General features: G+C 73.4%; 26 protein-coding genes. 16 read left to right on the top strand and 10 right to left on the bottom strand.

What is annotated here, in order from left to right; genetic code table 11:
• Positions 1-262: 262 nt before the first annotated feature.
• Positions 263-742 (top strand): peptidase inhibitor family I36 protein, encoded by a 480-nt coding sequence (locus ACFY0I_RS11765; RefSeq protein WP_388893332.1) that lies wholly within the window; start codon positions 263-265, stop codon positions 740-742.
• 51 nt (positions 743-793) lie between these two features.
• Here ACFY0I_RS11765 and ACFY0I_RS11760 read toward each other — a convergent pair whose 3' ends face one another.
• A complete protein-coding gene (locus tag ACFY0I_RS11760; protein ID WP_388893330.1) occupies positions 794-1,606 on the bottom strand; it encodes a polysaccharide deacetylase family protein in 813 nt (270 codons plus the stop codon).
• Between the two features lie 304 nt (positions 1,607-1,910).
• Between ACFY0I_RS11760 and ACFY0I_RS11755 the strand changes: the two genes are divergently transcribed.
• The 5 genes from ACFY0I_RS11755 to ACFY0I_RS11735 all read left to right on the top strand — a co-directional run bounded on the left by ACFY0I_RS11755 (position 1,911) and on the right by ACFY0I_RS11735 (position 5,861).
• On the top strand, positions 1,911-2,228 hold the full coding sequence (locus tag ACFY0I_RS11755; RefSeq protein WP_388893328.1) for a hypothetical protein: 318 nt from the start codon (positions 1,911-1,913) through the stop codon (positions 2,226-2,228).
• Between the two features lie 132 nt (positions 2,229-2,360).
• On the top strand, positions 2,361-3,437 hold the full coding sequence (locus ACFY0I_RS11750) for a serine hydrolase domain-containing protein (RefSeq protein ID WP_388893326.1): 1,077 nt from the start codon (positions 2,361-2,363) through the stop codon (positions 3,435-3,437).
• 206 nt (positions 3,438-3,643) lie between these two features.
• On the top strand, positions 3,644-4,129 hold the full coding sequence (locus ACFY0I_RS11745) for a hypothetical protein (protein ID WP_388893324.1): 486 nt from the start codon (positions 3,644-3,646) through the stop codon (positions 4,127-4,129).
• Positions 4,130-4,318: 189 nt separating this feature from the next.
• Positions 4,319-5,389: a DUF5954 family protein gene (locus ACFY0I_RS11740; protein WP_388893323.1), complete on the top strand. Its 1,071-nt coding sequence runs from the start codon at positions 4,319-4,321 to the stop codon at positions 5,387-5,389.
• Between the two features lie 235 nt (positions 5,390-5,624).
• Entirely contained in the window at positions 5,625-5,861 is a 237-nt protein-coding gene (locus ACFY0I_RS11735) for a hypothetical protein (RefSeq protein WP_388893322.1), read from the top strand.
• A 52-nt stretch (positions 5,862-5,913) separates the two neighbouring features.
• Here the strand turns inward: ACFY0I_RS11735 and ACFY0I_RS11730 are convergent, their stop codons facing one another.
• The 5 genes from ACFY0I_RS11730 to ACFY0I_RS11710 all read right to left on the bottom strand — a co-directional run bounded on the left by ACFY0I_RS11730 (position 5,914) and on the right by ACFY0I_RS11710 (position 8,871).
• Positions 5,914-6,525: a GPP34 family phosphoprotein gene (locus tag ACFY0I_RS11730; protein ID WP_388893320.1), complete on the bottom strand. Its 612-nt coding sequence runs from the start codon at positions 6,523-6,525 to the stop codon at positions 5,914-5,916.
• Positions 6,526-6,817: 292 nt separating this feature from the next.
• Entirely contained in the window at positions 6,818-7,789 is a 972-nt protein-coding gene (locus tag ACFY0I_RS11725; RefSeq protein ID WP_388893318.1) for an LLM class F420-dependent oxidoreductase, read from the bottom strand.
• A gap of 49 nt (positions 7,790-7,838) precedes the next feature.
• Positions 7,839-8,144: a hypothetical protein gene (locus ACFY0I_RS11720; protein WP_388893316.1), complete on the bottom strand. Its 306-nt coding sequence runs from the start codon at positions 8,142-8,144 to the stop codon at positions 7,839-7,841.
• Positions 8,145-8,289: 145 nt separating this feature from the next.
• The gene (locus ACFY0I_RS11715; protein ID WP_388893314.1) at positions 8,290-8,556 is read right to left on the bottom strand and encodes a DUF4235 domain-containing protein; all 267 of its coding nucleotides are present in this window, start codon (positions 8,554-8,556) and stop codon (positions 8,290-8,292) included.
• Positions 8,557-8,694: 138 nt separating this feature from the next.
• A complete protein-coding gene (locus tag ACFY0I_RS11710; protein ID WP_388893312.1) occupies positions 8,695-8,871 on the bottom strand; it encodes a CsbD family protein in 177 nt (58 codons plus the stop codon).
• A 322-nt stretch (positions 8,872-9,193) separates the two neighbouring features.
• Between ACFY0I_RS11710 and katG the strand changes: the two genes are divergently transcribed.
• The 6 genes from katG to ACFY0I_RS11680 all read left to right on the top strand — a co-directional run bounded on the left by katG (position 9,194) and on the right by ACFY0I_RS11680 (position 19,342).
• A complete protein-coding gene (katG, locus tag ACFY0I_RS11705; RefSeq protein ID WP_388893310.1) occupies positions 9,194-11,380 on the top strand; it encodes a catalase/peroxidase HPI in 2,187 nt (728 codons plus the stop codon).
• Between the two features lie 142 nt (positions 11,381-11,522).
• Positions 11,523-12,491, top strand: a complete 969-nt coding sequence (locus tag ACFY0I_RS11700; RefSeq protein ID WP_388893308.1) for a cyclase family protein — start codon at positions 11,523-11,525, stop codon at positions 12,489-12,491.
• Positions 12,492-12,609: 118 nt separating this feature from the next.
• Entirely contained in the window at positions 12,610-15,372 is a 2,763-nt protein-coding gene (locus ACFY0I_RS11695; protein WP_388893582.1) for a SpoIIE family protein phosphatase, read from the top strand.
• 174 nt (positions 15,373-15,546) lie between these two features.
• Positions 15,547-17,097 (top strand): sugar ABC transporter ATP-binding protein, encoded by a 1,551-nt coding sequence (locus ACFY0I_RS11690; RefSeq protein WP_388893306.1) that lies wholly within the window; start codon positions 15,547-15,549, stop codon positions 17,095-17,097.
• On the top strand, positions 17,094-18,161 hold the full coding sequence (locus tag ACFY0I_RS11685; protein WP_388893304.1) for an ABC transporter permease: 1,068 nt from the start codon (positions 17,094-17,096) through the stop codon (positions 18,159-18,161). Before ACFY0I_RS11690 ends, ACFY0I_RS11685 begins: the two co-directional genes overlap by 4 nt.
• Before the next feature lie 50 nt (positions 18,162-18,211).
• Complete coding sequence (locus tag ACFY0I_RS11680; RefSeq protein ID WP_388893302.1) at positions 18,212-19,342, top strand: substrate-binding domain-containing protein; 1,131 nt, start codon at positions 18,212-18,214, stop codon at positions 19,340-19,342.
• A 2-nt stretch (positions 19,343-19,344) separates the two neighbouring features.
• On the opposite strand, the gene ACFY0I_RS11675 is transcribed toward ACFY0I_RS11680, so the two are convergent.
• From ACFY0I_RS11675 to ACFY0I_RS11665, 3 genes are all read right to left on the bottom strand, one after another.
• Positions 19,345-20,160 (bottom strand): YqjF family protein, encoded by an 816-nt coding sequence (locus ACFY0I_RS11675; RefSeq protein ID WP_388893300.1) that lies wholly within the window; start codon positions 20,158-20,160, stop codon positions 19,345-19,347.
• A gap of 111 nt (positions 20,161-20,271) precedes the next feature.
• On the bottom strand, positions 20,272-21,138 hold the full coding sequence (locus tag ACFY0I_RS11670) for a DMT family transporter (RefSeq protein WP_388893298.1): 867 nt from the start codon (positions 21,136-21,138) through the stop codon (positions 20,272-20,274).
• A gap of 113 nt (positions 21,139-21,251) precedes the next feature.
• Positions 21,252-22,139 (bottom strand): LysR family transcriptional regulator, encoded by an 888-nt coding sequence (locus tag ACFY0I_RS11665; RefSeq protein WP_388893296.1) that lies wholly within the window; start codon positions 22,137-22,139, stop codon positions 21,252-21,254.
• 102 nt (positions 22,140-22,241) lie between these two features.
• On the opposite strand from ACFY0I_RS11665, the gene ACFY0I_RS11660 reads away from it, so the two are divergent.
• Positions 22,242-23,207: a DMT family transporter gene (locus ACFY0I_RS11660; RefSeq protein WP_388893294.1), complete on the top strand. Its 966-nt coding sequence runs from the start codon at positions 22,242-22,244 to the stop codon at positions 23,205-23,207.
• Positions 23,208-23,214: 7 nt separating this feature from the next.
• On the top strand, positions 23,215-23,607 hold the full coding sequence (locus ACFY0I_RS11655) for a hypothetical protein (protein ID WP_388893292.1): 393 nt from the start codon (positions 23,215-23,217) through the stop codon (positions 23,605-23,607).
• On the opposite strand, the gene ACFY0I_RS11650 is transcribed toward ACFY0I_RS11655, so the two are convergent.
• Positions 23,594-24,820, bottom strand: a complete 1,227-nt coding sequence (locus ACFY0I_RS11650; RefSeq protein WP_388893290.1) for an MFS transporter — start codon at positions 24,818-24,820, stop codon at positions 23,594-23,596. The genes ACFY0I_RS11655 and ACFY0I_RS11650 overlap by 14 nt on opposite strands.
• 78 nt (positions 24,821-24,898) lie before the next feature.
• Between ACFY0I_RS11650 and ACFY0I_RS11645 the strand changes: the two genes are divergently transcribed.
• On the top strand, positions 24,899-25,474 hold the full coding sequence (locus tag ACFY0I_RS11645) for a CGNR zinc finger domain-containing protein (RefSeq protein WP_388893288.1): 576 nt from the start codon (positions 24,899-24,901) through the stop codon (positions 25,472-25,474).
• 82 nt (positions 25,475-25,556) lie between these two features.
• A complete protein-coding gene (thpR, locus tag ACFY0I_RS11640) occupies positions 25,557-26,141 on the top strand; it encodes an RNA 2',3'-cyclic phosphodiesterase (RefSeq protein WP_388893286.1) in 585 nt (194 codons plus the stop codon).
• Positions 26,142-26,241: the final 100 nt, after the last annotated feature.

The raw sequence follows: 26,241 nt of genomic DNA, 5'->3' as shown, positions 1-26,241 counted from the left end.
GGCGGAGCGCCGGGCGGACGGCTCGGCACCCGGCACCCGGCACTCCGAGGGGACCCACCTCGGGAAGGGCCGTCCCGGCGCCCACGGCGCCGGGACGGCCCTTTCTCCGTGCACGGCGGGCAGGGCCCGAGTGCCGTGGGGCTGCCGGAGTGCGATCAACGGCGCGCGGGGGTGCGATGGAAACCCGACTTCGAACCGTCGCCCCCGACGGCGACCGGCGGCCGGGCGACCTCCGGTCAGCCGGAGATTGGCGGCGATCACCGTGAACGAGCCCTCCGGCACCACCGCCCGACGTCCCCCGCGCAGCCGCCGGGGCCCCCGGGGGCGGGCAGGGCCGCCGGGCGCCGGCCGGCTCGGCCTCGTCCTCGCCCTCGCCTGCGCCCTTGCCCTCGTACTCGTCCCCGCGGGCCCGGCGGCGCCCACCGACCGGTGCAGTCCCGGCTGGGTGTGCGGCTGGACGGATCCCGGCTGGACGGGTGTGGTCAGCCTCGTGGCGAGCGACATGCCGCGGTATCCCGGGACGACCGCCTACGTCGGCTTCAACGGCGGGTCGTCGGTGTGGAACGGCGGCAGGACGTGGCGCGCGGACGGCCGGCTCCGGGGGCGCTGCTTCACCGCGTACAGCGGCGTCGATTACACGGGCCGGCAGGTGACCGTCCGCCCCGGTCAGGGGGTTTCCCAGCTCCCCGCGGACTTCGGAAACATCCGCTCCGGCCGGTTCCACGTGTGTCTTGCGTCCTGACGCCCGCCCGCGCCCCCACCGTCCGATGCCCACCGGCCGGGCTCGGCGCCCTCAGGCCGCGGTACGGACCGGGAAGGTGAAGTGATAGCCCTGGGCGGCGAGCCAGGGGAGGTACTGGCGCAGGGCGGCGACGGTCTCGCTGCGGTCCCCGCCACCGTCGTGGAACAGCACGGTCGGCTGGGCGGGCAGACCCTTCTCCACGGCCGAGACGATGGCGTCGAGGCCGGGCTTGCTCCAGTCCTTGGGGTCGACGGTCCAGCCGAGGGGCCGCATGCCGTTCGCCGCGGCGATCGCGCGGCTTTCGGGGGTGAAGGCTCCGCCCGGCGCCCGGTAGTAGTCGACGGAGACGCCGGGGGCCGCCGTCTCGATCATCTTCTTGCCGTCCAGGACCTGGCGGGTCTGGTAGTCGACGGGCTTGTGGTCCATCGTCACGTCGTGGTCCACGGAGTGGTCGCAGAGCCGGTGCCCGGCGGCGGCCACCTGCCGGACGAGGTCGGGGTGCGCCCGAGCCTGCGTGCCGATCATGCAGAAGGTGGCCTTGACGTTGTTCTCCCTCAGGACCTCCAGCACCTGCGGGGTCCAGCGGGGGTCCGGGCCGTCGTCGATCGTGATCGCGATGTCACGCCCCGCGCCCTCGGCGAGCCGGGATATCCCGGCCGGCGTCTTGGCGGGCGCCGCCCCCGGTGCCTGCGGCTGCGCCTGTACGGAACCGGAACCGGAACCGGGTACCTCCGGCGCCTGGCCCGGGGTGCCGCCACCGGCAGCGAGGGCCGGTGCGCCGGCTGCGGCCAGCAGGCCCAGGACGGCTGCCGTCACGGTGATGCCCGTACGACGACGGCGGCTTCCGGAGGTGGTGGTGCCCATGAATGTGCTCTTCCCTTGCACTCGGCCCCCCTGGACTCGCATTGCCCGTCCAGGCTAGGCGGCGGGTACGCGGGCGCCCATGGGCCGAACGACCCATGCCGGCCGTCCGGGACGTGAGAACGACCACTCGGGACACGGGAATGGACGTGGGCCGACGGCCCGGTCCGCTCCTCGGTGACGGTCGGGAGCGGCCCCTGCCCCGCGTGCTCCCGGCGGCGGCCAGTCGGGTCGATTCGGGAGGCCGTCCGTGGGCGGGCCGGGCGGGAGGAGCATCTTTTCGGCGTCGGCGGGCATCCGGACCGTCATGACCGTCTACGTCGTCACCGTTCCCGGGACCCTACTGACCGAGCTCACGCCGGACGCCCGCGCCGTGCTGCTCCGATCCCTCCGTCCGGCCGACCCGCGCACCACGGACGTCGGCGTCGAGGAGGACCTGCACCTCCTGTCCCTCTATCCGGAATCACCCGGCTTCGCCCTGCACCTGGAGGTGGAGGCCGCCGACACCGGCTCCGCCGAGCAGAAGGCGCGCGAACTGGCCACGGAGGCACTGGGACGCGCCGGGCTGGGCGAGGACGGGGCCCGCCTGGGCGATCCCGTCATCACGGGCATCGCCACCGAGTAGGCCGGACCGGGCGGGCGCCGCCGCGCTTCGTTCCGGCGGCGTATCCGCGTACTGCTCAGGTCGGACCGCTTCGCGTCGTAAATCATCATCCAGGCGCACCGGTTGGCCGCTCGGCGCCGTCATGATTCGAGCATGGATCAAGAACTCGGCAACCTCGCCCAGCAGACCGCCGATCGACTCGGGCAGCAGCGCGTGGGCGTGGTGGTGGTCGCCGTTTCCGGGGACCACGTGGAGATCAGGGGAGCCGGCAGCACCGGCGGCGACCTCGGCCGCACCCCGGGGCCGGACACCCTGTTCGAGATCGGTTCGGTGACGAAGTCGTTCACTGCCCTGACGCTGGCCCGCATGGCGGTGCTCGGCTCGGTGGACCTGGACGAGCCGTTGCGCGACCTCCTGCCGAGCGGGGTGGCGGTGCCGTCCCGTGAGGGCGAACAGATTTCGTTGCGTCACCTCGCGAACCACACGTCCGGCCTGCCGCGCCTGCCCCGCGGCATGCTGCTCCAGGCCCTGCTCCACCCCTCGAAACCGGATCCGTACGCCGATTGCACCGCCGACGTACTCCTGGCCGGGCTCGCCCGGACCCGGCTGCGGGCCGTCCCGGGGCAGAAGTTCCACTACTCGAACCTCGGGGCCGGCCTGCTGGGTCTGGCCCTCGCCCGCCGGGCCGGTACGGACTACGAGAGTCTGGTCATCCGGGAGGTCTGCGCGCCGCTCGGCCTGCGCGATACCTCGGTGACGGTGGACGACGCCCGGGCGCAACGTTCCGCCCGTGGTCACGGCAGGCGCGGGCGCCCCGTGCGGCCCTGGCACCTCGCCGACCTGGCGGGGGCGGGCGGCCTGTGGTCGACCGCGAGCGACATGGCCGCCTTCGTCCGGGCCCAGCTCGACGGCGGGCCCGAGGAACTCGCCGAGGCGATCCGCACGACGCGGGCCGATGAGCACCGTACGAGCCCCTTCGGCTGGGTGCACCTCGGCTGGACGGCCCACCGCCTCCACGCCAAGCAGGGCTCCCACCTGCAAATCTGGCACAACGGGGGAACCGGCGGCTTCTCCTCCTTCGTCGGCTTCGACCCGGAGACGAGGTGCGCCGTCATCGCGCTCGCCAACACCGCGCGCCCGGTGGACCGCCCCGCCTTCGACCTCCTGCGCACCTTGCAGTCGCGGGCCGCCGGCGGGTCGCCGGGACGTACGGGCACACCGCCCCGATGAGCATCGTCGTCCTCCGGCGGCCCCGGGGTCGGTCGCGAACCTCCGCCGGATACGCGTGGCTGCCCGCCCGTACCGGCGGACGTCTCGGCCGTACCGGCGGGCTTCCGGTCCTTACCGGCCGGTTCTAGCCCGTACCGGCGGGGTGGCGGCGGCTTCCGGGCGTGTACGGCCCGTCGGAGCCGTTTCGGCTGCCACCCTCGGCACCCATGGATGTCAGCACCTTCTACGCCCTGTTCTCCGCCACCTGTTTCACCCTCGTCGGGCTGTGGTGGAACGTCGTGCAGAGCCACCACGACTGGATGCGCGACCCCGCCCTGCGGCGCGTCGTCGGCGGGATCTACCTCTCGTTCCTCCTCCCCGCCCTGATGGGGCTGTTCGCCCAGGTCGGCGGGACCGATCAGCCGCAGATCTGGCGCGGCGCCTTCATCGTGCTGGCCGTCATCGGCTGCGGGTGCACGCTGCGGCTGTTGTCCCTGGGGCGCGGCAATCGCTTCCTCGTGTGGCAACAGGCCGGGGCCGCCGTTCTCTACGCCCTCATCGCCGTCGTCGGGGCCTTCCCCGAACTCGGTCGTCACACCGGTCTGCGTCCCATCCAGGCCGAGGCGATCATGCTGATCACCCTGATCGTCCTCGGCCACGCCCTGGTCTGGCGCTTCATGGCGGGTGAGGGGCGCCAGCCGGAGGAGGCCTGAACGGCGCCGCCGGCGGCCCTGCGCGCGCCCGCGGTGCGCCCGCGGCGGGCCGGGCAGCGGGCCATGACACGCGGGCGTGCGTTCGGTTCTCCGAGCGGGGGTTCGGACTGTACCCCGCCCGGGCGGTCCGACGTACGGGAATCGGCGGATCCGGAGCGCTGCCCCGGCCGGCGGCGTCAGGATGGGGGGATGGACCCTGGGAATGTGGAACCGGGCGGATCGCGGCCGATCGTGGTGCGGGTGCCGGTGGAACCGGTGGAGGCCGTGGTGGAGGCCGACGCGATCGACGCCGTGGCCCGTGCGGGTGCTCCGGTGGTGCGCGGCCCGCTCTTCGGGGTCGCCGAGCAGCGGGCCGGGGACGCGCCGCGGTGGCGGGTGGTGATCGAGGTGACGTCCAGTTGCCCGCGGCAGGCACGCGACGGGCTGAACTCCTGGCTGTGGTTCCGCGCGAAGGACCATGCGCAGGACCGGGCGGAGCGGCGGGCACTGCTGGCGGCGGTCTCCCGGTTGGAGAGCGAACGGGTCGACGACCTCGCCGTCGCCGGGGTCCGGTACCGGGTCGTGCGCGCCGAGGAGTACGCAGGTGCGGGTCCGGACGGCATCGAGCAGCCCCGGCCGACCGACCCGGAGCCCTTGGTCCCCGACTGGGCCCGTACGGCCAAGGTCCCGGGGATCGACGAGGGCCTGGTCGTCGACCCGGACGCGCCGGTCACCCCGACCCAGGCGGTGGAACAGCTGGCGATGCGCGGCCTGTGCTACACGGGTGCGCGGTTTCCCGACGACGTGTGCGCCGACGCGCGGCGGGCCCTGGACACCCATCCGGACGTGCTGCTGCTGCCGGCGACGTTCACCGTCGCGGAGCGCGGCGGAACCGGCTGGAGCCCGGTCAGCGGTCCGCACGCCACCGCCCACGAGGCCCGCAAGTCACTGGACTTCGCCCTGACCTGGATGTGGCCGCGCATGCACGGCATGATCCCGCCCGGCGCCGGCGCGCACGTCGACGCCCGTACGGGGGCCGCGGACGGTGAGCGCGCCGCGCGGCTGGCCGCGTACGCGGGGGCCGCCGACAGCCTCCGGGTGGGGCGCGTGAACCAGCTGGAACTGGACGGCACCCTCTACCAGATCGTCCGCACCCGCCGTCTGTTGCGTTGGGGGCCCGACGGGCCGGAGGGCCCGCGCCCCTCCGACGTCAACACGCAGGAGCCGACACGGATCCACCTCACGCTCGACGAGGACGGCAACGTCCAACCGTCGGACTGAGGCCGCGGGTCGTCTGCGAGCGTGCTCCGGTGGAATCCATCGGACGGACCGTCGGCTGGAATCCATGGGGCGGACCATCGGCTCCGGGTCCCCGCCGGCACCACGGATCGGCTTCTCCCGGGCGGTCCGGGTCGGCGGGGCTGCGGGCGCGATCGGTCGGTCGGCGCGCGGCCACGCCGGTGAAACTGTGCCTGATCGTGCCCGGTTCGGGGGCCGGACCCGCGAGAATCACCGGGTGAGTACACCACCCCAGTCCCAGCGCGGCGTCGGACGCGGCGTCAGCACCCTCATCCCGCAGAGCGCCACCGACCAGGCCATGGCCGCGCTCACGGGACTCGAAACCGTGCCCGTCCACGTCGGCCTCCTCCAAGCGGCGACCCTCCTCCTGGAGGAAGCCGCGCGCACCGCCTCCGACGAGGCGACGAAGGCTGCCATGGCCAGAACGGCGGGCATGCTGCGCGCGGCCATGTGAGCACGGGCCGGCCCGCGGTGGGCGGGTGGGGGTGCGTGCGTCCACGGGCAGGTCAGACCCCGCCGCGCCAGATGTTGTCGAAGGCCGCCTCGTCGATGGCGCGGCGTTGGCGCACGGAGGCCAGTTCCACCACCGCGTCGCTGACGGCGGCCAGGACGGTGGCCACGGCGTCGTCGGCGACGTCCGGGGTGTCCCCGGTCCGGTCGCCGCGGACCCCGACCGTTTCCGCGAGGTTCGCGAGGACGGGGTCCTCCGACTTCCAGCGGTCCACGGCCCTGCGGCGGGCGGGCGATTCGACGAGTTCCGGGGCGCCGGCGGTGAAGGAGAGTCCGCGGCGGCGTTGCCGGGCGAGCAGCCCTTCCTCTTCCAGCGCGGCCTCGTGGACGGCGGACAGGCCGCGGCCCCGGCGCCACAGCCAGTCGGTGACGGACTCGTAGGGCTCGTCCTGGACGACCGAGGAGGCCGCCTCCGCCATCAGCCGGTCGGCCGGCGCGGGACGGTCGTCGTCCGGGACGATCAGAACGCCGTCCAGCCGGACGGCCCGGGTGCCGAGGAGGTCGATCAACTCGGCGCCGGCGAGCGCGAGCGAGAGATCACCCTTCTCCACCGGGTGACCGGCTGCCGTGTCCATGGTGACGATCAACAAGTCACGCGGTGTGGTCATTTGGGGCTCCACGTCCGATGCGTCCGCTGGTGAATGCGTACCGGTGCGGCTGGTCCGGCACGGTCCGACAGGGGCAGGCTACCCGCGTCCCCGGCCCGACGGACATCGACCGGGCCGGCCCGGTGACTCCGCCCGGCGGCCCGCCGCACCCACCCCGCCGCGGCCGCACGACGGGCACCGATGGCTCGTCTGCCGGGAGTTCATCCGCGTCCTGCCGGCCGAGCGGGCACGACCCCCCGCCCGTCCTTGCGGGCCGGCCCCCCGGGACGGCGCGCCGACCGGTGGGTGCGGGCTATTCGCCCATGCCGCGCAGGGCCGGGAGGAGGGTGGTTTCGGCCCAGTCGATGAACGTGTGCTGGTGGGATCCGCCGACCTGGACCAGGGCGATCTCGGTGAAACCGGCGTCCGCGTACGGTCGGACGGCGTCGACGAAGGCGTCGACGTCGTCGCCGCAGGGAATCGACTTCGCGATGTCCTCGGGGCGCACGTACTGCGAGGCCTGGTCGAAGGCGGCCGGGCCGGGAAGCTCCGCGTTGACCTTCCAGCCTCCGGCGGACCAGCGGAACTGGTCGTGGGCGCGCTGGACGGCCGCGTCCCGGTCGGTGTCGTAGCAGACCGCCAGCTGGCCGACCCGTGGCTTGCCCACGCCTCCCGCCCTGTCGAAGGACTCCAGGAGTTCCCGTTCCGGATCGATGGCGATCGCCAAGTCGGCGTACCGGCCCGCCAGTTCGCAGGACCGTTTGCCGGACACCGCGATGCCGATGGGCGGCGGTTGGTCCGGCAGGTCCCACAGCTTGGCGTTCTCCACGTCGAAGTACTGTCCGTGGTGGTTCACGGAGCCGCCGTCGAAGAGGTCGCGGATGATCTGCACGGCTTCCTCCAGCATCCCCAGCCGCACGTGCGCGGCGGGCCAGCCGGGCCCGACGACGTGCTCGTTGAGGTTCTCGCCGGAGCCCAGGCCCAGCCGGAACCGGCCCTCGGACAGCAGCTGCATCGTCGCCGCCTTCTGGGCCACGACCGCCGGGTGGTAGCGAACCGTCGGGCACGTCACGTAGGTCATGAGGGGGATGGTGGTCGTGGCCTGCGCGGCCGCTCCCAGGACGCTCCACGCGTAAGGAGCGTGGCCCTGCGAGGCGAGCCACGGAGAATAGTGGTCCGAGGTGACGGAGAAGTCGAAGCCCGCCCGCTCGGCGGCGGCGACGTGCTCCACCAGTTGTCGGGGCCCGGCCTGCTCGGTCATCATCGTGTATCCGAATCGCACCATGTGCTGCGCCTTACCGGTCTCCCCCACGCGAAACCTACGGGCGCCGGGTTCAGGCCGCCGCCGCCGTGTCGCCCTCGTCGGCGAGGGCGGAGCCGTCGGTGAAGGACGGGGCCGTGCGGGAGGTCTTCGTAGCGAAGGAGGCGCCCGCGGTCCGGCACAGCCGTTCGGCGCGCAGGACGGTGCTCACGACGGCGGAGCCGGCGGAGCACGGGACCTCCATCACGACGGCGCGGGGCCGGTGGATCCTGAGGAGGAACTCGAACTCCGAGACGGCGGCGCCGCGTGTGCCGACGTCGAGGTCGTCGGGGAGCCGGACGAACAGGACGTCACCGTCGAACAGGTGAGTGAGCAACATGGGCACCCCTTCCCCCCGGCATGGCCGATGCGCCATGTTCACCATGGAAATGCCCGGTGGGCTTGCCGTTACACATAACAAAACTCACCTGCTGGACAAAGAATCCTTTGGATGCTCGTCCCGCAGTCGGGTTCGCGCCGTCGCCTCAGCCCGGCCAGGTGCCCGAAACCCGTCGTACGGCGACGGCTCCGGACCGCTCGACGGCCGCCTTGACGAGGGCGAAGATGGCACCTTGGACCGCCGCCGCAAGCAGGATCTCCCGCCACCGCCGCCCTTCGTCCATCGCGTCCGGGGCGTCGTCATCGTGCCCCGCCCACTTCCAGACCTGCTTGAACAGCGCCCCGGCGACGATCCCGGCGCCGGCGCCGAGCGCCAGGCCGACCGGCTTGTAGGCCACTTTCGATGCCTTCATGTACCGGCGCCTGCCCACCCCGCGGCTTCCGATACCTACGGGAAATCGGATGAACCGGTCGGAGTCGGTGTGCCGTCGGCAGGGCGCGCCCGCGGGCCCCCGACAGGGATGCCGGGGGCCCGCGGGTGTCAGCGGGTGTCACATCTTGCCGCGCTTGCCCTTCATCGCTTCCTTCGCGTCCCCGATGGCTTCCTTGGCCTTGCCCTTGGCCTGGTCGGCCTTGCCCTCGGCTGCCATCCGGTCGTTTCCGGTGACCTTGCCCGCGGCCTCCTTGGCCTTGCCCTTCGCCTTGTCCATTGCGCCCTTGTCGGCCATGGTGATCTCCGATCCGGTCGGGTTGGGTGCGGGGCGCGCGACGGTGGAACACCATGCCGTTCGCCCCCTCCGTCGGGGCACCTGCCCGGTTGTTCCCCCGATAAGCCCCCGCCGTCGAATCCCTTTCCCGCGTCCATTTCCCGCGCGGAGTTCACGTTCCGACAAAGCGGCCCCGCTCCACGTGTTCCCGCGCCGTGCTCTGCGTGTTCTCGCGGCCGTGCGGTCCGTGGTGCGCGAACATACGAACGCCGAACCCCGGCACCCTTTCCGGCGTCGTGAGAGCCGGCAGCAGGAAACATCGAGACAGGAAAGAAGGGCGGACGTGTCCGGCAGCGAAAGTGAGAACCCGGCAATCCCCTCCCCGACCGCCACTCCGACGCGACCCAGGACGAATCGGGACTGGTGGCCGAACCAACTGGACCTTCAGGTCCTCCACCAGCACTCGCCCCTGTCCGACCCGATGGCCGCCGACTTCGACTACCCGAAGGAGTTCGCGGGTCTCGACGTCGAAGCGCTCAAGCGGGACGTCTTCGACGTGATGACGGCTTCCCAGGACTGGTGGCCGGCCGACTACGGGCACTACGGACCGCTCTTCATCCGCATGAGCTGGCACGCCGCGGGGACGTACCGCATCGCCGACGGTCGGGGCGGCGGCGGCTCGGGCGCCCAGCGCTTCGCCCCCCTCAACAGCTGGCCGGACAATGCGAGCCTCGACAAGGCACGCCGTCTGCTCTGGCCGGTCAAGCAGAAGTACGGCCGTCGAATCTCCTGGGCCGACCTGCTGGTATTCGCCGGTAACTGCGCGATGGAATCCATGGGGTTCAAGACGTTCGGGTTCGGTTTCGGGCGGGAGGACATCTGGGAGCCCGAGGAAATCTTCTGGGGGTCCGAGGACACCTGGCTCGGGGACGAGCGCTACAGCGGGGACAGGGAACTCACCGGTCCTTTCGGCGCCGTGCAGATGGGCCTGATCTACGTCAATCCGGAGGGCCCGAACGGCAACCCGGACCCGGTGGCGGCCGCCCGGGACATTCGCGAGACGTTCGCCCGCATGGCGATGAACGACGAGGAGACGCTGGCCCTCATCGTCGGCGGCCACACGTTCGGCAAGTGCCACGGCGCGGTCGATCCCGATTGCATCGGGCCGGAGCCCGAAGCCGGACCGATCGAGCAGCAGGGCCTCGGCTGGCGGAACACCTGCGGCAGCGGGAAGGGCGTCGACGCGATCACCAGCGGGCTCGAAGGCGCCTGGACCTCGGAGCCCACGAAGTGGGACAACGGGTACCTGGACAACCTGTTCCGCTACGACTGGGAGCTGACGACGAGCCCGGCCGGGGCCAAGCAGTGGACCCCGAAGGATCCTGCCGCCCGCGACACCGTGCCCGACGCGCACGATCCGGCGAGGCGGCACGCGCCGATGATGCTGACGACGGACCTGGCGTTGAAGGTGGATCCCGTCTACGCGCCGATCGCCAAGCGCTTCCACGAGAACCCGGACCAGCTCGCGGCGGCCTTCGCCAAGGCCTGGTACAAGCTGCTGCACCGTGACATGGGTCCGATCGCGCGCTACCTCGGCCCCTGGATCCCCGAGCCGCAGCTGTGGCAGGACCCCGTGCCCGCGGCCGACCACGAACCGGTCTCGGACGCGGACGTCGCCGACCTGAAGGGCAGGATCCTCGCCTCGGGGCTGTCCGTCCCCCAACTGGTCACCACCGCTTGGGCGTCGGCGGCGAGCTTCCGCGGCACCGACAAGCGCGGCGGGGCGAACGGGGCCCGGATCCGGCTCGCGCCGCAACGCGACTGGGAGATCAACGACCTGCCCGAGGTCACCGAGGCGCTGCGGACCCTCGAGGGGATCCAGCAGGAGTTCAACGCGGCGGCGGGCGGCAAGAGGGTTTCGCTCGCCGACCTCATCGTCCTGGGCGGGTGCGCGGCCGTGGAGCAGGCCGCGAAGACTGCCGGGCACACCGTTGCGGTCCCGTTCGCGCCGGGGCGCACGGACGCCTCGCAGGAGCAGACCGACGTGGATTCGTTCGCCGTGCTCGAACCGCGGGCGGACGGGTTCCGCAACTACCTCCCCGAGGGGGAGAAGTTGTCCCCGGAGACCCTCCTGCTGGACCGGGCCAACATGCTGACCCTCACGGCTCCCGAGATGACGGTGCTGATCGGTGGCATGCGGGCGCTGAACACCGGCTTCAAGGGAGGCACGCACGGCGTCCTGACGGACCGGCCCGGGGCGCTGACCAACGACTTCTTCGTCAATCTGCTCGACATGGGCACGCAGTGGAAGGCGTCCGAGTCGGCGGAGAACGTCTTCGAGGGCCGGGACCGGGCGACGGGCGCGGTCAAGTGGACCGCGACCGCCGTCGACCTCGTCTTCGGTTCGCACTCCCAACTGCGGGCCCTCGCCGAGGTCTACGCGTGCGAGGACGCCCGGGAGACGTTCGTACGCGACTTCGTGGCCGCGTGGGACAAGGTCATGACCCTCGACCGGTTCGACCTGGCCTGAGCCCCGCCGGTGGTCCCGGCGGGCCGGTCGACGGCCGGCCGGGACGCCGGGGGTCCTCAACGCCCTCGGTGAAACCGGTCGGCGTCGCCCGAGCCGGCCGTCCCCGTCACCCTCCGTACGAGCCGTGGAGCACCCAGCCCCGATGAGCAGCGAACCCGCCGGCGCCCCCGGGCCACGGCCGTCCGGTACCGGCGAAGCCGTCGCCGTCTCCCGCGACGAGTTCGACGCGCTGTTCGACTCGGTCCGTACCTGGGGCCGCTGGTCGGCGGCCGACCGGGGCGCCTGGAACCGGGTGACGGCGGCCCACGTGGGCAGGGCCGCGGCCCTGGTCCGGGACGGGACGGTCGTCCCGCTGGGCCGGCCCTGGGACACCCGCCCCGGACCGGACAACACGAAGCCCGCGCTGCACTACATGTCCGACCTCGGCGACGTCGAGGAGCCGGAACCGGCCGCCTACAAGGATTTCCTCGGCGCCGACTACCACGCCAAGTCCGTGAGCCACCTCGACGCGCTGTCGCACATCGCCTACCGCGGGCAGCTGTACGACGGTCGCGTCGCGCGGCAGGCCATCGGCGCGGGCGGCGCCCGCTTCGGAGCCGTGGCGGCGCTGGGACCGCTCGTCACCCGGGGCGTCCTGCTCGACCTGCCCGCCGTCCTCGGCGTCGACTGGCTGGAGCCGGGGCGGGCGGTGCGCGGGCGGGACGTGCTCGCCGCGGAGGAGGCCCTTGACGTCCGGGTCGTGGAGGGCGACGCCGTGCTGCTGCGCACCGGCCGGTTCCGCCGCCGCCGGGACACCGGCCCCTGGGACACGGGGGCGGCGAGCGCGGGCTGGCACGTGGACGCTTTGCCGCTGCTGGCGGAGCGGGCCGTCGCGCTGATCGGCTCGGACGGGGACAACGACGTACGGCCGTCGCCGGTCGAGGGTCTGCACTCCCCCGTCCACACCCTCGCCATCACGGCCATGGGCGTGCCCCTGCTGGACAACCTGGACCTCGAAGCGCTGTCCGCGGCCTGCGCCGGGGCGGGCCGGCACGCGTTCATGCTGGTCGTGACGCCACTGAACGTACCCGGCGGAACCGGCTCACCGGTCAATCCGGTCGGCGTCCTGTAACGCCCCGGTCCCTCGCGAGCCCGGACGACGGCTGCCCACCGCCCTCACCCCGTTCATAGCATGAGGAATATACTCAAATCGGGTGATCGAGCGGGCTCCGGTGAGGGGAGTGGTGCAGATGGGGGTCGTGGAGGACCGCATCGGCCCCGTGCACTCCCGTGAGCAGTTCCTGCACGGCGAGACGGTCGGGGGGAGCGTACGCAGCCCGATCCTCAGTTCGTGGCAGCGCTGCCGGCTGCTGGGCCTGTCGCCGGACCAGTCCGAGCTTCCCTTCACCGAGGACTTCGACCTGGAGGGGCCCCTCGTCCGCGCGGCCGGTCCGGTGCTCGACCGGCTGGAGTCGATCTTCACGGGCAGCCGGATGAACATCTGCCTCGCCGACGCGCACGGCACGGTGCTGGAACGCCGCTTCGGCGACGCGGCCATGCTCCGGCACCTCGCCCCGATCCAGGTCGTTCCCGGCTTCGTGTTCGCCGAGCGGGTCGCCGGCACCAACGGAATCGGGCTCACCCTCGCGGAGCGCAGGCTCGTCCAGGTCTACGGCGCCGAGCACTTCGCCGAGCGGTCCCAGTCGGCGGCCTGCACCGCCATCCCCGTACGCGACCAGCTCAGCGGGCGCATCGAGGGCGTCCTGTGCCTCGGCTACCCGTACACCGACGCCGATCCGGCCCTGGTCCCGCTGGTGCGCCGGGCGGCCGAGGCCGTCGAGCGGCGCCTGATGGAGCAGAGCTCGGCCCGGGAGCGCGGCCTGTTGCAGGCCTACCTCGACGCGGGGAGCCACGCCCGGACCGGCGTCGGCGCCCTGGACGGGCACCCGGTCACCATGGACGACCTGCTCCAGAGCGACCTCGACCAGGCCGACCAGCTGATCCTCAAGGAAAAGGCCACCGAGCTGATGTCCTCGGCCCGGCTGGCCGCTTCCGACGTGCCCCTGTCCCGCGGCCGGCTGGTGACGCTCGTGAGCCGCTCGGTGACGAGCTCGTCCGGCGTCGAGGGACTCGTCGTCGAGGCGCTGCTGCCCGAGGACACGGACCGGCACGCCCCCGCTCCCGGCGCCCCGACGGCCGGGGCCTTCCCCCGGACCCCGGGTGGTCCGCACCCGGGTCCGGACCCGGCACCGGCCGCCGCCGCGCCCTCCGCGGACCCGGTCGACGGGCGGGTCCGGGGGCTCGTCCTGGTGGGCGAGCCGGAGGTGGGCAAGTACGCCGTCGCGGCACGGCGGCGCCTGGAGCTGCTGGCCGAGGCCAGCAACCGCATCGGCACCACCCTGGACGTGACCCGCACCGCGTGGGAACTCGCCGAAACGGCGGTGCCGCGGCTGGCCGACTTCGTGACCATCGACCTGCCCGAGGCCGTCCTGCGCGGCGAGGAGTCCCCCCGTCCGACCACCGAGATGCACCGCACGGTGGTCCACGGCGTCCATGAGGACTGCCCCTTCTACCCGGTCGGCACACGGGTCGTGCTGCGCGCGACCACCCCGCACATGAGGTGCCTGGCGACCGGCCGGCCGGTGCTGGAGCCCGACCTGAAGGCCGCGTTCGGGTGGATCGCCCAGGATCCCGAGCACGCCGATCGGCTCCTCGCCCGCAACATCCACTCCCTCATCACGGTGCCCCTGCTGGCCCGCGGCGTCCTCCTCGGCATCGTCGGGTTCTACCGCTCGCAGGACCCGGCTCCCTTCGGGGACGACGACCGCTCCCTGGCGCAGGAACTCGCGGCCCGCGCCGCCCTGTGCATCGACAACGCCCGCCGCTACACCCGCGAGCACACCCTCGCCCTGTCCCTGCAACACAGCCTGCTCCCCCGCGGCCTCCCGGAGCAGAACGCCGTCGAGGTCGCCCACCGCTACCTGCCCGCCGAGTCCGGGGTGGGCGGCGACTGGTTCGACGTCATCCCGCTCTCGGGCACCCGCGTGGCCCTCCTCGTCGGCGACGTCGTCGGCCACGGCCTGCACGCAGCCGCCACCATGGGCCGGCTGCGCACGGCCGCGCGCAACTTCGCCGAACTGGAACTCGCCCCCGACGAGCTCCTCACCCACCTCGACAACCTCATGGTGCGCCTGGACCGCGAGGAAGGTGGCGACCACCCCGACCCGGGCAGCCCGGGCATCGTCGGCGCCACCTTCCTGTACGCGATCTACGACCCCACCTCCCAGCTGTGCACGATGGCCCGCGCCGGGCACCCGCCGCCCGCGCTGGTACGCCCCGACGGCACCGTGACGCTCGTCGACCTGCCGGCCGGTCCCCCGCTCGGGCTCGGCGGCCTGCCCTTCGAATCGGTCGAGATCCGCCTCCCCGAACACAGCCAGTTGGTCCTCTACACCGACGGGCTGATCGCGGACCGGCACCGCGACATCGACACGGCCCTGGCCGAACTCCGGCGCGTGCTGGCACACCCGGACCGGAGCCCCGAGGACACCTGCCGGGCCGTCCTGGACGCGGTGGCGCCCGAACATCCCGGGGACGACATCGCCCTGCTCGTCGCCCGCACCAACGCCCTGCCCGCCGACCGGATCGCGAGTTGGGACCTGACCGCCGATCCGGCGCTCGTCTCCCGCGTCCGGGCCGATGCCATGGCCCGGCTGGGCGAATGGGGCATGGACGAGTGCTCGTTCGCCGCGGAGCTGCTGCTCAGCGAGCTCGTCACGAACGCCGTCCGCTACGGCGCCGCGCCCATCCGGGTCCGGCTGATCCACGACCGGACGCTGATCTGCGAGGTGCACGACGCCAGCAGCACCGCCCCCCGCATGCGGCACGCGGCCAGCACCGACGAGGGCGGCCGCGGCCTGTTCCTCGTCGCCCAACTCGCCCAGGCCTGGGGCACCCGCTACACCCCCGGGGGCAAGGTCATCTGGGCGGAGTGCACCCTGGACGCGGCGTGACCGGCCGCCCGGCGCGGCGCGGGCCCGGGAACCCGCCGAGCGGGGATCCACCCGTCGGCCGTTCGCCCATTGAGGTAGCGGAACGGGACGTTGTGCCGGGAATGCGGCACTTGCTCCCCGTAGAATCCCGCATGCAGTCGGGAAGAACTCGGAGGCCGACCCCCGGAGAAGTCTGTGCATGACGCTCCCGACACCTCGACGGGGCCGCCCCACCGCTCCGGCGGGGAGCCCCTCGTCCGGGTACGCGGTCTCGGCAAGCGGTTCGGCGGCACCCGCGCGTTGGAGGCGGTCGATCTCGATGTCCGTCGGGGCAGCGTCCTGGCCCTGCTCGGTCCCAACGGCGCGGGGAAGTCGACCCTGATCAAGGTGCTCGCCGGCGTCCACCACGCCGACGAGGGCGAGGTGACGGTGGCGGGGCATCCGCTCGGCTCGCACGCCGCGACCCGGAGCATGTCGTTCATCCACCAGGACCTGGGGCTCGTCGACTGGATGACGGTGGCCGAGAACATCGCCCTGGGCACCGGCTACCCGCGCCGGTACGGCCTGATCTCCTGGCGACGCACCCGCGAGCGCTGCGCCGAGGCGCTGCGGACCGTCGCCGGGCACTTGGACGCCGACGCCCGGATCGCCGACCTCGCCCCCGCCGAACGCTCGCTGGTCGCCATCGCGCGCGCCCTGGCATCGAGCGCCGAGCTCCTCGTCCTCGACGAGCCGACCGCCACCCTCCCCGCCGCGGACTGCGCCCGCCTCTTCGACGTCCTGCACGCCCTGCGCGACCGGGGGCACGGCATCCTCTACGTCAGCCACCGGCTCGACGAGGTGTACCGGGTCGCCGACAGCTTCGCCGTCCTGCGCGACGGGCTCCTCGTCGACCGGGGTCCCCTGGCCGGCCACAGCCCCGCCCGACTGGTGCACGCCATCGTGGGTCGCGCGTCCGCCCCGCACCGGCCCACCACCGAGCCGGCCGCCGGACAGCCGCTCCTGCGCCTCGAAGACCTGACGACCGAGTACGCCGAGAACGTCCGCCTGGAGCTGCGGGCCGGCGAGATCCTCGGGATGGTGGGCCTGACCGGAGCCGGCCACACGGACCTGGGCCGCGCCCTGGCCGGCGTACGGCCGGTCCTCGGCGGGCGGGCGCTGCTCGACGGAAGTCCGTACCGCCCCGCCACGGTGTCCGCCGCGCTCCGCGCCGGCGTGGGCTTCGTGCCGGGCAACCGTCAGGAGGAGGGCTGCGCGGCCGAACTGACCGTCCGGGAGAACTTCCTCGCCAACCCCCGGTCGGCGGGCGCGGGGGCACTGAGGTGGCTGGGCCCGCGGCGCGAGCGCGCGGAGGCCGCAGCGCTCATCGACCGCTTCTCGGTGCGGCCCCGGGACGGCGAGGTGCCGATCGCCACCCTGTCCGGCGGCAACCAGCAGAAGGTCATGGTCGGCCGCCGGCTCCGGGGGGACCTGCGCCTGCTGGTCCTGGAGGAGCCGACGGCCGGTGTGGACGTCGGCGCCAAGTCCGCGCTGTACCGCCTCCTCGACGACGCTCTGGCCGACGGTCTGGCGGTGCTGCTCATCTCCACCGACTTCGAGGAGGTGGCGGGCGTGTGCCACCGCGCGCTGGTGTTCGTTCGCGGGAGCGTGGCCGCGGAGTTGACGGGCGCGGCCCTCACCGTCGCCGAACTCACCCGGACCGCCTCCGCCATGCCCCCCATCACCGGAGCTGCGACGAGCCGATGACCCCCTTCCTCCCGCCCCGATCCCTGCCCGCGCGGCTGCGCGGGCACTTCATCGGCGGCTACGGCCTCCTGGGCCTCGCCGTCCTGCTGTTCGTGGTCTTCTCCGTCGCCCTGCCGGAGACGTTCCCCACCCGGGACAACATCTCCTCGATCCTCTCCAACCAGGCGATCCCCGCCGTCATGGCGCTGGGTGCGACGATCCCCATCGCGGCGGGCAAGTTCGACCTGTCCATCGGTTACGGCCTCGGGTTGGCCCACGTCATGGTGATGGACCTCGTCGTCACCGAGGGCTGGCCCTGGCCCCTGGCCTGCCTGGTGGTGGTGTGCGGGGGCGGGCTGGTCGGCGTCCTCAACGGTGTCGTCGTCGAGTTCGGGCGGATCGACTCCTTCATCGCGACCCTGGGCACCGGCAGCATGATGTACGCCGTCACCGGTTGGATCACCGACGGGGCGCGGATCGTTCCCGGCCCCGACGGCCTGCCCGGCGCCTTCACGGGCCTGTACGACTCCCGGTTCCTCGGGTTGCCGTTGCCCGCGTTCTACGTGCTGGCCGTCGCGGCCGCCCTGTGGCTGGTGCTGGACCGGCTGCCGGCCGGCCGGTACCTGTACGTCATCGGGTCCAACCCGCGCGCCGCGGACATCATCGGCATCCCGACGCGCCGCTACTGCGTGTACGCGTTCGCCGCCTCGGGTCTGGTCGTCGGGTTCGCCGGAGTCCTCCTCGCCGCGCAGCAGCAGACCGGCAATCCGAGCGTCGGGCTGGACTACCTGCTGCCGGCGTTCGTCGGCGCCCTTCTGGGGTCCACCACGATCAGGCCGGGGCGGGCCAACGCGCTGGGCACCGTCGTCGCCGTCGCGGTCCTCGCCATCGGCCTCGCCGGGATCGGCCAGCTCGGCGCCCAGTTCTGGGCCACACCGTTGTTCAACGGGGCGACCCTGCTCATCGCCGTCGGTCTGGCCGGTTGGTCGGCCCGCCGGCGGCTGCGTCCTCGTACCTCCGTGGCCGGTCGGCCGGTCGCCGCCGGGCCGGGGGGCGTACCGCCGGCGGACGGTCGCCGGCCCTGATTCCCCCTCGAACGCACACACGTGTCAGGAGCACCGTGCATCCGAACCGCATGACCGCAGCCGCGACCGCGGCCCTGCTGACGGCGGCCGTCGTCCTCGTGGCCGGCTGCGGGAGCGGCGGACCGTCGACCGGCGCCGGCACCGCGCCACCGAAGGACGGCTGCCCCGCGAGCCTCGCACGGGCGCGGGAGGCCGTCCGGCAGGCCGAGAACACCGACGGCTCCTGGACCGGGCCCACCAGCGGGCCCGCGGCGGTTCCCGACCGGAGCATCGTCTACGTCGCGCAGACCATGACCAATCCCGGTGTCGCGGGCGTCGCGAAGGGCCTCCAGGACGCCGCGCGGACCATCGGCTGGCGGGTACGGGTGATCGACGGGGAGGGCACTCCGGCCGGCATCCAGGCGGCGCTCAGCCAAGCCGTCACCCTGAGGCCGTCGGGCATCGTCATCGGCGGCTTCGACCCGGAGCTGACCTCCCAGCAGGTGGCGCGGGCGCGGGCGGCGGGCATCCCGCTCGTGGGCTGGCACGCGGTGGGCACGCCCGGGCCGAGCAAGGAGGCCGGTCTGCTGACGAACGTCACCACGAAGGTGGAGGACGTCGCGAGGATCAGCGCGGACTGGGTGATCGCCGGGGCGGGCGGGAACGCCGGGGTCGTCCTGTTCACCGACGACTCCATCCCGTTCGCCCGCAACAAGTCCGAGCTGATCAAGCGGGAACTGGCGACCTGCTCCGGTGTGGAGCTGCTGTCGTACGAGAACATTCCGATCCCGGACGCGAGCAGCCGCACCCCCCAGGAGGTGTCCTCCCTGCTGTCGCGCTTCCGGGACCGGTGGACGTACTCCGTCGCGATCAACGACCTCTACTTCGACGACGCGGCTCCGGCCTTCCGCGCCGCCGGCAGGCCGGGCTCCGGGCCGCCGTTCAACATCGGTGCGGGGGACGGCGATCCGTCGGCGTTCCAACGCATCAACAGCGGGCAGTTCCAGGCGGCCACCGTGCCCGAGCCGTTGTCCCAGCAGGGTTGGCAGATCGTCGACGAGTTCAACCGCGCCTTCGCCGGTGGGCCGCCGAGCGGGTACGTCGCCCCCGTCCACATCTCCACGGCCGACAACAGCCGCGGCGCCGCGTCCTGGGATCCGCCGGGCTACCGCGAGGCGTACCGGAAGATCTGGGGGCGGTGAGGTCAGGACGTGCGGGCGGGCCGACCGAGGCGCACCGGGACGCCGGGTGAGTACAGGACGCTGACCGGGGCGGCCTCGGGGGTCGGGATGCCCGCCGCCGCGATCAGGTTCTCCTCGCAGGTGACCAACTCGGCGCGGAACAGGGGCCAGCGGGGGTGGTCGTTGGACAGGTACGCGGCGCCGCCCGGGAAGGCGTTGTGCATGCCCCACCGGGCGGTGAGGAAGTGCTCCAGCGCGGTCGGTTCCGCGATGCGCTCGCCGGTGCGCACGGTGATCCGGCTGAACGCCCCGCGCGGGCCGGGTCGGCGGCGGGAGCTCGTGTAGCGGACGGTGTCCCCCTCGGTCCGCAGGTCCATCCGCGACCACACGTACGGCAACCGGAACCCGAGCCGGCCCGCCATGACGGGGACCAGTCGGGACGCGTCCATCGAACGGAAGACGACCCCGCGCCGCCCCTGCGCGTCGCGGGAGTACAGCCGTACGTTGGTTTCGGGGAAGGAGCCGAAGTACGGGATCCCGGGCAGCCCGAGCAGCCCGACCTTGTGCATCCGGAAGGCGACGAGGCCGACGTGGGTGAGCCCGTCATGGAGGTCGGGGACGGCGCCCTTCGGCAGGAGTGCGGCGACGGCCTCCGGCGCGACGGCCCAGTGGATGAACGTGAGGTCGAGCCACTGCTGGGTGAACAGGGGCCGGCGAATGGCGGCCGGGGCATCGGGGGTGACCGGGGCGGCCGTCGGCTCGTGGCCGGGGACCGCGGAGCCGTCGCGACCGGTGGGACGGCGCGGCGGGCTGACGGGGGATCGGCGGCCTGTTGTCATGGGCGCGTTCCTCACTTCGCGGGTCCGGCCCGGCGGCGGTCCATCGTCCCGGCGAGCCGGTATTGAACACGTTCAAGATACCAGTTGCCGGGCCCCTGCGACAGGGACGGCTCAGGGACCGCCCTCCTCGACCTCCGCGCCGGCCCGGGACAGGGCGAACACGCCGACGCAGATCAGGGCCAGGCCCAGCACCTGGGGCAGCAGCCACCAGTGGGCCCGTAGGTGTTCCTCGTACAGCAGCACCCCCAGCGCGACGCTGACGCCCGCGTCGCCGAGGGTCAGCGCGGGCTGCGAGGCGACGAGCGGGCCGCCCTGCATGGCGTGCTCGAGGAGCAGCAGGGCGCAGATGCCGCAGGCGGCGAAGGCGTACGTCTGCCAGGCGGTCAGGAAGCCGCCGAGGCCGCCCTCGTCGAGCAGGTGCATGGACGATTTCATGAGGGCCGCGGTGAGCGCGTAGCAGACGGCGGTGGCCGCGCCGAGACAGCCGGCCCGCATCCGACCGGGCGGCCTGCGCAGCCCGGTCACGGCCAGCGCGGCCACGGCCGCCGCGCACGCGGCCAGGGCCAACAGCCAACGGTCGGTCGGGACGTGCGTGCGGTTGCCCGCCGGTGAGGCGGCCACCAGCACGACCCCGAGTCCGGCGACCACACCGGCGACGGCGAGCCACACCGTCCCCGGCAGCCGGTTCCGCGTCACCAGCGAGCCGATCAGCAGCGCGAGCGGCAGCTCCAGTACGAACAGGGGTTGCACGAGGGCCAGCGCGCCCGTCGCCAGCGCGACGGCCTGTCCGACGCCGGCGGCGATGACGGCCAGGATCCCGCCGATCCACACCGGCCGCTTGAGCAGGTCCAGGACCAGCCCGAAGCGGAAGCCGTCGCTCTGCGGCACGGTGAGCGCGGCGCGCCGCTGGAGCACGGTCGCGAGGGCGTTGCTGAGCGCCGCGAACAGCGCGAAGAGGACCGGCAGTACGAAGCCCATGCGCCGATCCTCACCGCACCCGGCGCCGGTCCCCGGCACGACACCGCGCGCGGCCCGCCCGGCTCCGGCCGTTCCCCCGTCCAGACCCGTGCGCCCGACCCGGCGGGCCGGGGTCAGCCCACCGCCTCCCGCAGGGCGTCGAGGAGGTCGCGCACGGCGGGCCGGGCGAGCGAGACCTCACGGACGGCCACGTGGATCCTCCGCACCGGCCGCGGGTTGCGCACCGGGCGCACGAGCACTCCCGGATGGGCGCCGCCCAGTGCCATCCGCGGCATGAGGGCGATGCCCAGGCCGGCCGCGACGAAGCCCTGCGCGGTGGCGTAGTCCTCGCTCTCGACGGCGAAGCCGGGGCTGAAGCCGGCCGCCGCGCACGCGGTGAGCACGGCGTCCAGGCAGGGGCCGGGCGGTTCGCTGCCGACCCACGGTTCTCCGGCGAGGTCGATGAGGTCGACCTCCTCCCGCTCGGCGAGGGGATGGTGCGCGGGCAGGATCACGTCGTACGGGTCGTCGTGCAGGTGGACCAGGCGCACGCCTTCGTGGGGGCGGGGGTCCGGCCCCACGGCGAGCGCGAGGTCCGCCCGCCCCTGTTCCACCTCGTGGAGCGGGGCGGCCGGGTCGGCCAGCCTGAGGTCGATCGGGACCCGGGGATGGGTGCGGCGCAGGCCGACCAGGGCGGGTGCCACCAGCGCGGCGCCGGCGGAAGCGAAGTAGCGGACGGCCAGCCGTCCGGTGTGCCCCGCCCGCAGGTCGGCCAGGGCCGCCTCCGCCGCCGCGAGGTCCCGACCGATGATCTCCGCATGTTCGGCGAGCAGCCGGCCGGCCGCCGTGGGCCGCACGCCGCGACCGACCCGTTCCAGCAGCGCGGTCCCGGCCTGCTTCTCCAGGGCGGCCACCTGTTGGCTCACCGCGGAGGGGGTGTAGCCGAGGTGGCCGGCCGCGGCCGTGACCGAACCACTGGTGATGACCGCCCTGAGGACCTGCATCCGTCGCACATCAAGCATGTAGCACAGGTTAACGGTAGGTGCATGATCCTTTGCTTGTCCTATCGAATCGATTGCGGCACCGTTCTGAGGAGAAACGACCGGCCGAGGGGAGACAGAAGGATGACCAGTGCCGTACGGGTGGCCGTGCTCTCGCTGTTGTGGGGCTCGACCTTCCTGTGGATCGAACTCGCCCTGGACGCCTTCACACCGGTCCAGGTCACCATGGTCCGCTGCGCGCTCGGCGCGGCCCTGCTGTTGGCCCTGTGCCGCGCGAAGGGGCTGCGCCTGCCCAGGGAACGGGCCGTCTGGGGCCGCCTCCTGGTGGCCGCCTTCTTCTGCAACGCCCTGCCCTTCGTCCTGTTCGGCATCGGCCAGCAGACGATCGACTCCGGGGCGGCCGGGGTGCTGAACGCGACGACTCCCCTGTGGTCGCTGCTGCTCGGCGTGGTCCTCGGTGGCGAACGGCCCCTGCACGCGGTTCGCGTGGTCGGCCTGCTGGCCGGATTCGCGGGAACGGCGCTGATCTTCGCGCCGTGGGAGCGGTCCGCCCTCCTGGGCTGGGGCGCGCTCGCGATCGTGGGGGCCGCCGCGAGCTACGCGGTCGCGTTCGTCCACATGGGGCGGCACCTGGTGGGGCGCGGCATCCCCACCCTTTCGCTCGCCGCGTCCCAGCTGATCGCGGCGACGGCGCTCACCGCCTTGGCCCTGCCCTTCGGCGGCCTCACGCCCGTGCGGCCCGAACCGCGGGCCCTCGTCGCCGTCGTCGTGCTCGGGCTCTTCGCCACGGGTCTCACCTTCTACCTGACGTACAGGATCATCGCGGACGAGGGCGCGACCAACGCGGCGACGGTGGGCTACCTACTGCCGGTGGTGTCCGTGGTCCTGGGAGCGGTCGTCCTCGGCGAGGACGTGGGCCCGCGGGTCGCGGTCGGCATGGCGGTCGTCCTGGTGGGCGTCGCCATGACGCGCCATCGCGCCCGGCCCCGGCGTGAGCAGGCGTCGACCCGGGGCGCGGCCGGGGGCGGACCTGCGGGGATACTGGCAGCCGGGGCGCGGGCGGCCGGCCCGTACCGATCCGAGGGATGAAGAAGCGATGACCCTGACAGAAGGCCGGCGGGTACGACTGGCGGACGACACGACGCTGATCGATTCGCTCGCGCCGACGGACGACTCCCCGACGCCGCCGGGCGCCTTCGCCGGGTCCCTGCTGCTCGCGGCGGGGACCGAGGGCACCGTCGAGGAGGTGGTCGAGCACCTGGACGAGGGCGCGGGCGTGCGCGAGTACCGGCGCCTCACCTCGCTCCTCGACTCCTTCGGGCGCGACATGCCCACGGAGAGCAAGCGGCGACTGGAGGAGCAGATCGCCGACCTGGAGCCCGAGTGGATCGCCCATCAGCGGCGCGGGCCCCTCGTCACGGTCCGCGTGCGCTTCGACAACGGGTTCGTTCTGGACGGCGTGCGGCAGGAACTGTTCACGTCGGACTGACCGGCCGCGCGGCCTGCGGATGGTGATCGGGGCGGGCCGCCCGTGAAAGCCGCGTACGTCCGATGAGGGGGTCGACGATCACCAGTTGGGCGGCCGCGAGGGCGAGGCAGAGGACCGCGGTGGCGGCCCACAGCAGGGTCACTCCGGCGTGTTCGAGCGCCTGGGTGGAGGTGACCGGGGCCGCGACCGTGGCGATGCCCCAGCTGACGCCGTACGCGGCGAGGTAGCGGTCGACGGCGCCGGGCGGGGCCAGTTCCGCCACCACGCCCAGGGCCCGGCCCAGCAGGAGCACGTCGCCCAGGCTCCACAGCACGGTGGCGGCGGTGAACGCGGGGAGCGTGTGCGCGACGGCGTACCCGGCCAGGCCGACCGCCATCAGGACGTAGCCCAGGGCCAGGGCCGCGGAGTCGGGGAGGCCGGCGAGGCGGCGCAGCCGCAGGGCGGGCTGCGCCGCCACGACGGTCACGGCCGAGGCGGTGAACAGCAGCCCGGCGTCGGCGGGTTCCAGGCCCCGTCGGTCCAGGCTGAGCGGCAGCGCGATCATGATCTGCATGGTGACGAGGGCGAAGACGGTGCCGGCCCCGAACATGGCGCACAGCGCCCGGTCCCGCCAAGGACTCGCACCGTCCCGGTGGCGGCCCGGGGCGACCGGCGCCTTCGGTCGGAGGTGGTCGGCGGGCAGGACCAGTTGGAGCACCAGGGCGCAGACGAGGCAGGTCAGCGCATCGACGACGAACAGCAGGCGCAGGTCCCACCGGCCGAGGCCCGCCGCGATCAGGCCGGCTCCCGTCCCGCCGATGGCGAGCGCGGTGTTGAGCAGGCCGTACGCGCGCACCCGGTCGGCGGGGCCGACCGCGTCGGCGATCATCCCCTGGCTGGGCGGCTCGTACAGTTCGAAGGCCAGTCCCAGCAGGACCGCGAACAGCGCCACCGCGGCGAGTGAAGGGGCGGCGGCGATGCCCAGTTGGGCGAGGGCGCATCCGGCGAGCCCGAGCACCATGGTGCGGCGGCGTCCGAGCCGGACCGCGAGGCGGCCGCCGGCGAGCCGGGAGGGGATCGTCGCGAGGCCGAAGGCGGCCGAGAGCACGCCGGCCGTCGTGGTGCTCGCGCCGAATTCGGTGCTGATCAGGACGGTCAGGAAGGGCAGGGAGAAGGCGCCGAGCCGGTTGATCGCCCGGGCTCCCACCAGCAGCCATACGGTCCGCGGCAGCACGACCACCCCTCACGTGACTGTCGAATCGATTATTGTCAGTCACCCACGCTAGCCACGGAAGGAGTGACTGGTCAAGTGATGTTCGACAGTCACGTCGGCGTTCTGCTGGAGCAGGCCGTATCGCTCGTGAACACGTTGACCGACGGGGAGGCGCACGGCCGCCCCTACGCCGCGCCCCGCGGGGAGGCGCTGCCCGGCGCCGTCGACGCGGCGGTGTCCCACACCGCCGCGTCCCTGCCCCGCGACATCGATGACGCGCAGGCGCAGTACCTCCTCGGCGCGGCGACCAGGATGCGGGAGGTCTTCCGCGCCGTACAGGACGACCGACTGGACGACGCGGCCGCGACCGTGAACGCCCTCCTGCGCGACACCGGCGCCCGGCCCCGGCTGGATCGGGGCGAGGACGAACCCTGGCAGGTGCACTTCCACGGCGCCGGCGACTCGTTCGCGGCCGGGAGCAGCGCCAGTTGCGCCACCGCGCTCGCGCTGGCCGTGGGCGGCGGCCTGGCCGGGCGGCTCGGCGTGTGCCGGGCCGACCGCTGCGACCGCGTGTACGTCGACACCTCCCGCAACGGCACCCGTCAGTTCTGTTCGACCGCCTGCCAGAACCGTACGAAGGCCGCTGCCTTCCGCGCCCGCAAGGATGCCGGATGAGCGGGTGCCGGCGGTCGGCGCCCGGCGCCCGGTACGGGGCCGAAGATGACGCGGCGGGCCCTCGCACGGTACGAAGTGCAATGTGAACGCACAGACCCAGCCCGCCACCGTTCGGATATTCATCGCGCTCGCCCCGCCCGACGACGCGAAGGACGCGCTCGCGCGGGCACTGCGGCCCGCCTACGAGGCGTACCCGCGCGTGCGCTGGAACCGCATCGAGGACTGGCACGTCACCCTCGCGTTCCTCGGGGAGCTCCCGGTCTCCACCGTCCCCCTGCTGCGCCCGCCGCTCGCGGAGCTCGCCGCGCGGCGAGCCCCCGTACGGCTGGCGCTGCGCGGCGCCGGCCACTTCGACGACCGGGTGCTGTGGAGCGGGATCGACGGGGACCTCGAAGGCCTGCACCTGCTCGCGAGCGAGGTGCGGGCCGTGGTCAAGGAGTGCGGGATCCCCTTCGAGGACCGGCCGCTGCGCCCGCACCTGACATTGGCCCGCGCCCGCCGGACCCAGTCCTCCTTCGCGGTGGAGGCCGCCGCAGCACTCGCCGGCTTCACCGGCCGCGCCTGGCCCGCCGCGCGCCTGCACCTGGTCGGCAGCAACATCGGCCGCGGCCCGGGACCGATCCACTACCGGGACATCGAGGCCTGGGACTTCGTCGGCGGGAGCTGACGACGACCGCGGGCCCGGCGGCCCCGACCGGGCCGTAGGACCCGCGGGGCGAGGGCCTTCGGCCGCTGGAAAGGGCGGACGGGCGGGTGTCCCATGGAAG

This window comes from Streptomyces sp. NPDC001568 (assembly GCF_042893755.1).
Taxonomy (GTDB): Bacteria; Actinomycetota; Actinomycetes; order Streptomycetales; family Streptomycetaceae; genus Streptomyces.
The sequence above is the reverse complement of the archived record's forward strand: the minus strand, read 5'-3'. Positions and strand labels throughout refer to the sequence as shown.